4 protein-coding genes are annotated in these 5696 nt (G+C 63.3%); 3 read left to right on the plus strand and 1 reads right to left on the minus strand.

From position 1 onward, the window contains the following. Window positions 1-94 precede the first annotated feature (94 nt). On the minus strand, window positions 95-1135 hold the full coding sequence (locus ACFE72_RS23960; RefSeq protein WP_375415620.1) for a hypothetical protein: 1041 nt from the start codon (window positions 1133-1135) through the stop codon (window positions 95-97). A gap of 808 nt (window positions 1136-1943) precedes the next feature. On the opposite strand from ACFE72_RS23960, the gene ACFE72_RS23965 reads away from it, so the two are divergent. From ACFE72_RS23965 to ACFE72_RS23975, 3 genes are read left to right on the plus strand one after another with little or no spacing between them, the layout of a single operon-like run. Then, window positions 1944-3446, plus strand: a complete 1503-nt coding sequence (locus ACFE72_RS23965; protein ID WP_375415621.1) for a replicative DNA helicase — start codon at window positions 1944-1946, stop codon at window positions 3444-3446. Window positions 3447-3489: 43 nt separating this feature from the next. Continuing rightward, window positions 3490-4743: an alanine racemase gene (gene alr, locus ACFE72_RS23970; RefSeq protein WP_375415622.1), complete on the plus strand. Its 1254-nt coding sequence runs from the start codon at window positions 3490-3492 to the stop codon at window positions 4741-4743. Between the two features lie 5 nt (window positions 4744-4748). Continuing rightward, the gene (locus ACFE72_RS23975) at window positions 4749-5519 is read left to right on the plus strand and encodes an exodeoxyribonuclease III (RefSeq protein ID WP_375415623.1); all 771 of its coding nucleotides are present in this window, start codon (window positions 4749-4751) and stop codon (window positions 5517-5519) included. Window positions 5520-5696: the final 177 nt, after the last annotated feature.

The following is a 5696-nucleotide window of genomic DNA, read 5'->3' on the forward strand; positions in this document are numbered from 1 at the left end:
TCAGAAAGAAAGACGTGGATGCCCGGCACAAGGCCGGGCATGACGGCGAGATGTGCATCCAGCAGGGTCAGGCCGGGCTTCAACCGTTCGACTTCTACTGGGAAATCGGCGGCACCGGCGGACCCGCCGGGGTCACCGGCGCCACGACGGATGCCGATGGCGCGACAGGCGCCGCAGGCACGTTTGCGGGCGCCTCCGGCACGGCATTGGACGCCGACGACGCCGGCGTTCCGCCTGCCGCCGCGGGCGCAGGGGCCTGCACGGGCTTGGCGTCGCCCTCCGGCGATTTCGGCGCCGGAGTGACCGCGGGAACCGGGTCGGCCCTCAAGGGTATGTCGGCCTTGGCGCCCTCGCCTTTGTCGGCATCGAGCTTGGCCGACTCGGACTTGCCCTGTTCGGCGGGTTTCGCATCGGGTTTGCCGCCTTCATCCTTGGCGGTATCGTCCGTCGGCTTGCTGTCCTTGTCGGGCTTAGCCCCCTCACCCTTGGCAGCCTCGTCCGTCGGCATATCCTTCGAGGTATCCTTGGACGCATCGGTCTTGGGCAGCTCCTCGCCCGGTTTGCCGCGCTTGCTGAGCCGCTGCTTGGCAGACAATCTCCGGCCGTCCGGCCCACGCTCGTTAACCGCAGCGGCAGGGGTCTGTCCTTCGGAGGGTTTGCCGGCGTCCGGGTTGGCCGGTCGGCTGCGGCCCATACGCCCCTCCGGCTCGGTCTGCGGTAAGCGGCCATCGCCGTCAGGCCTTGCGGCCTCCTGCGGCGGGGCCCGGCGTAGCGGCCGGCCGAAACGGTCGAGCTGTGTCGGCGGCCCCGACTCCTGTTTGGCATCCTTGGGGTGCTGTTTGGGCTGGCTGCCGATATAGCGGGTATCGGTGGCCCCATTGGAAATCAGATAGGCGCTGAGTACCGACGCCATTTCACTGCTGGTCGTATAGTGTTGACGAAGGTACCCTGGGAGGGATCCGGGAGCTACCGTTTTGAGCAGCCCGCGCGCGCCTTTATGACAGGCAGTGCAGGTGCCCGAGAAAATCTGCGAAGGGCTTTTGCCGGCTTCGAGATTTTGCGCCCGCACCGGCACCGCCGCGAAACCGCCGATCAGAAGCATCACCGTCGCTAAACTGAGCGCTCGGCTCAACATTCTCGGTTCTCCAGATGCGTATCCGCCGTGGCCCGAATCCGAGGTTCGTTCGCACCCGCGTCACGGCGGTCACCTTTTAGCCGATTATCCCGCGAATGGAAGCGCACAGATGACGCAACTGCGTAAGGCGAACGATACGGAAAATTTGCCGCGTCCGCAGCATTGGCCCGAAGTTCCGGCGTTTCTTTCGGCGTAACGAAGCGACGCGGATATCGGGGCGTTCCAGCCGCCCGAGCCGAATGACGGAAAGGTGCTGGTTACGGCACGAGATATCGAGCGGCGGAGTTTCAGGGATTCAATTTCGAAGGCTGGCACTCGCGCCACAGAACCCATGCGCCGTGGCAGGTCCGGCCAGATGGGCTTGCACTGCCGCCCGCACAGCCTGGCTGCAGGACGCGCCCGATTCCGACCGGGAAACCGTCTCCATGATCGCAACCAGGGTGGACAACCAGGTCATTTCGCTGTGTCGGCAGCGCCACTGTCCGGTCTGCAAAGCCATCACCCGTATCACCTGAACCGCTGGTCTCAACTTGCGTGCCGGCAAGGTGTTCCCATCGGCCTAAAAAAATGTACGGCCTGATGATGAGTGCCTGCATGTGCTGAAAGGTTCAGAGCGCTGGAGCGCATTTCCGTTGAGATATCAGGCTGCGGGCTGAACGAGGGGCAAAAGGCGTCAAGCGTTAATAGCCGAATCGTCCACATTTTAAGTGAATGGTGCATAAGCGGCGCGCTGGCGCTTTCGCTTTGCCGGGCGCAGGCGCTTTATCGCGCCCCGCATCCGACAAAATCCGAAGAACAATTCTGACCCATGGCTCCCCTTGATTCGAACGTGTTAAAACTTGCCCCCGACGCAGCGCCGCCGGCCTACCGCACTGCGCCGCACAATATCGAGGCCGAACAGGCGTTGCTGGGCGCCGTTCTGGTCAATAACGATGCGTTCTACCGGGTATCGGATTTTCTGGAGCCGAAGCACTTCTTCGAGCCTATTCATCAGATCATTTTCGAGACCGCATCGAGTCTTATCCGCGCCGGCAAAATCTCGACGCCGGTGACGCTCAAAACATTCGTTCCCGCCGATACCGATATCGGCGGCATGACGGTCGGGCAATATCTGGCGCGCCTCGCCGCGGAAGCCACCACCATCATCAACGCCCACGACTACGGGCGCACCATTTACGAACTGGCGCTGCGCCGCGACCTGATCGGCATTGGCACCGACATGGTCAACGTCGCCTTCGACGCGCCGGTGGATTTCGCGCCGCGCGCGCAGATCGAGGACGCCGAGCGGCGGCTGTATGAACTCGCCGAATCCGGCCGCTACGACGGCGGGTTTCAGCGCTTTGCGCAGGCTCTCACCGTCGCAGTCGACATGGCGGCGAAAGCGTTTCAGCGCGACGGCAAATTGTCGGGCATTGCCACCGGCTTGCGCGATCTCGACGTCAAGATGGGCGGCCTGCAGCCTTCCGACCTGGTCATCGTCGCCGGCCGTCCCGGCATGGGCAAGACGGCGCTTGCGACCAACATCGCCTATAACGTCGCTAAAGCGCATCGCGCGGAAGTGCAGGCTGACGGCACCATGAAGTCGGTCAACGGCGGCATCGTCGGCTTTTTCTCCTGCGAAATGTCCGCCGAACAGCTCGCCACCCGGATTCTCGCCGAGCAGACCAGCATCGCGTCAAGTACCATCCGCCGCGGCGGCATTTCCGAAACCGATTTCGAGAAGATCCGCGACTACTCCATCGAATTGCAGTCGCTGCCATTATATGTCGACGAAACCGGCGGCCTTTCGATCTCGCAACTGACCGCGCGGGCGCGGCGGCTGAAGCGACAGAAGGGTCTCGATCTGATCGTGGTCGATTACATTCAACTGCTGCAGGGCTCCGGCAAACGCGGTAATGACAACCGCGTGCAGGAAGTCACCGAGATCACCACCAGCCTGAAAGCGCTGGCCAAGGAACTCAACGTTCCCATCATTGCGCTGTCGCAGTTGTCCCGCCAGGTCGAAAGCCGCGACGACAAGCGTCCGCAATTGTCGGACTTGCGTGAATCCGGCTCGATCGAACAGGATGCGGACGTGGTCATGTTCGTATTCCGCGAGGAATACTACCTCGCCAACAAGGAGCCGCGCGCAGGTACGCCGGAACACGAGAAATGGCAGCTCGACATGTCACTGGTCCATGGCAAGGCCGAGGTCATCATCGGCAAACAGCGTCACGGCCCTACGGGTACGGTCGAACTGCAGTTTGAAGGTCAATTCACGCGATTTAGCGATCTCGCCCATGACAGTCATTTGCCGGAACGGTCTTACTGACGCTCGCGGTTGAACCGCCCTGCGCCTCGGCGTAAAGTGCGGCATGCCCTCTGTTTCCGATCTGAAATCAATTCCACCCGGCGGCCTGTTGTCACCCGAAGCGAACGCCGCGGCGGCCCTTGCCGCCGCAACCGCCACGCAGCCCGGCATTCTCACCGTCGACCTCGACGCCATCGTTGCGAACTGGCGCAAGCTGGAGAAAACCGCGGTCCCGGCCGAGTGCGCCGCGGTGATCAAGGCCGAAGCCTATGGCTGCGGCGCAGGCCCTGTGGCCCGCGCGCTGGCCGCCGCCGGCTGCAAGACATTTTTCGTCGCCACCCTGGATGAAGCGCGCGCCGCGCGCGAAACGCTGCCCGCGGCGGACCTCTATGTGCTCGACGGCTTCTTCCAGAACAGCGGCGACAGCTTCGCCAAGCTCAACTGCAGGCCCGTGATCGGCGATCTCAATGAGCTTGCCGAATGGGACGTGTTCTGCCGGCGCTCCGGATGGTCCGGGGGCGCCGCCATTCACATCGACACCGGCATGAACCGGCTTGGCCTCACGCTGGTCGAGGCGAACGGCATCGTGCCGCGCATCAATGCCGGCGACCACGGCATCACGCTGGTGATGAGCCACCTCGCCTGCGCCGAGACCCCCAACCATCCGCTCAATGCCAGACAAGTCGCCACCTTCCGCGAGATCGCCAGCCTGTATTCCGGCGTGCCGGCCTCGCTGTCCAATTCCTCCGGCATCTATCTCGGCCCGCAATTCCAGTTCGACATGGTGCGGCCGGGTGCCGCGCTCTACGGCATCAACCCGACGCCGGAAGCCGACAATCCGATGCAGCCGGTGGTCGAACTGAAGGCCCGCATCGTGCAGCTCCGCAACGTCGAGCGCGGCGACAGCGTCGGCTATGGCGGCACCTGGACCGCACGGCGGCCGACCAAACTGGCGATCGTATCCGCCGGCTATGCCGATGGCTATTTCCGCGCCGCCAGCGCCAATGACGGCACGCGCGGCGCCGAAGTCGTGATTGCGGGCAAACGCTGCCCGGTCGCGGGCCGCATCTCGATGGACCTGATGGCGGTCGACATCACCGATCTGCCCGACAAGACCGCGCGGCGCGGCCACATGGTGACGCTGATCGGCGATGGCATCACCATCGACGAAGTCGCGCATCACTTCGGCACCATCGGCTACGAGGTGCTGACGAGCCTCGGCAAAAGATATGCGCGGATCTACAAGGGCGGCGAAGCGAAAAGCGGGAAAGACAGCGCTGAAAAAGGCGCTGCCGCCGCTGCGACGCCACCGGCCTGACCTTCTTGAAGGTCGCGACGTTCAATATCAACAACATCAACCGGCGGCTGCCGAACCTGCTGCGGTGGCTGCGGGCGTCAAAGCCCGATGTGGTCTGCCTGCAGGAATTGAAATCGACCGAGGCCGACTTTCCGGTCGACGCCCTTCGCAAGGCCGGCTACGGCGCGGTCTGGCGCGGCCAGAAGACCTGGAACGGTGTCGCCATTCTCGCGCGCAAGACTGATCCGATTCTGACCCGCAAAGAGCTGCCGGGCGATCCCGAGGATATTCAGGCGCGTTATATCGAAGCCGCCGTCAACGGCATCATCGTCACAAGCATCTATCTGCCCAATGGCAATCCGCAGCCGGGGCCGAAATTCGATTACAAGCTCGACTGGTTCAAGCGCCTGCGCAAGCACACCGCGACATTCATCAAGCAGGATGTCCCGGTCGTGCTGGCCGGCGACTACAATGTGGCGCAGACCGACCTCGACATTTATCCGACGCGCTCATGGGACAAGGACGCCCTGATCCAGCCGAAGAGCCGCGCCGCCTTCAAGGCGCTGCTGGCACAAGGCTGGACCGACGCGGTCCGCACGCTGCATCCGGATAAACCGATGTTCACGTTCTGGGACTACAAGCGCAACCGCTGGCCGCGCGATGCCGGGCTGCGGCTGGATCACCTTCTGCTCAGCCCCGCGCTGGCGCCGCGTCTGACGAAAGCCGGCGTCGACCGTGATGTGCGCGGCGCGGAAGGCGCCAGCGACCACGCGCCGGCGTGGATTTTGTTGCGATAGAACCGTGCCGCACTCTACCGTCATCCGAGGCCGTGAATGTTTGCGTCATTGCGAGCGAAACGAAGCAGTCCGGAGGCCTTCAAGGAAGACTGGATTGCTTCGTCGTTCGCGCAAACCGCCTCTTCACGCACTTGTGAATGTATACCTATCCCCACGCTCGTAACCCGGCTTATGCTG

Source organism: uncultured Bradyrhizobium sp. (assembly GCF_964252615.1).
Lineage (GTDB): Bacteria > Pseudomonadota > Alphaproteobacteria > Rhizobiales > Xanthobacteraceae > Bradyrhizobium.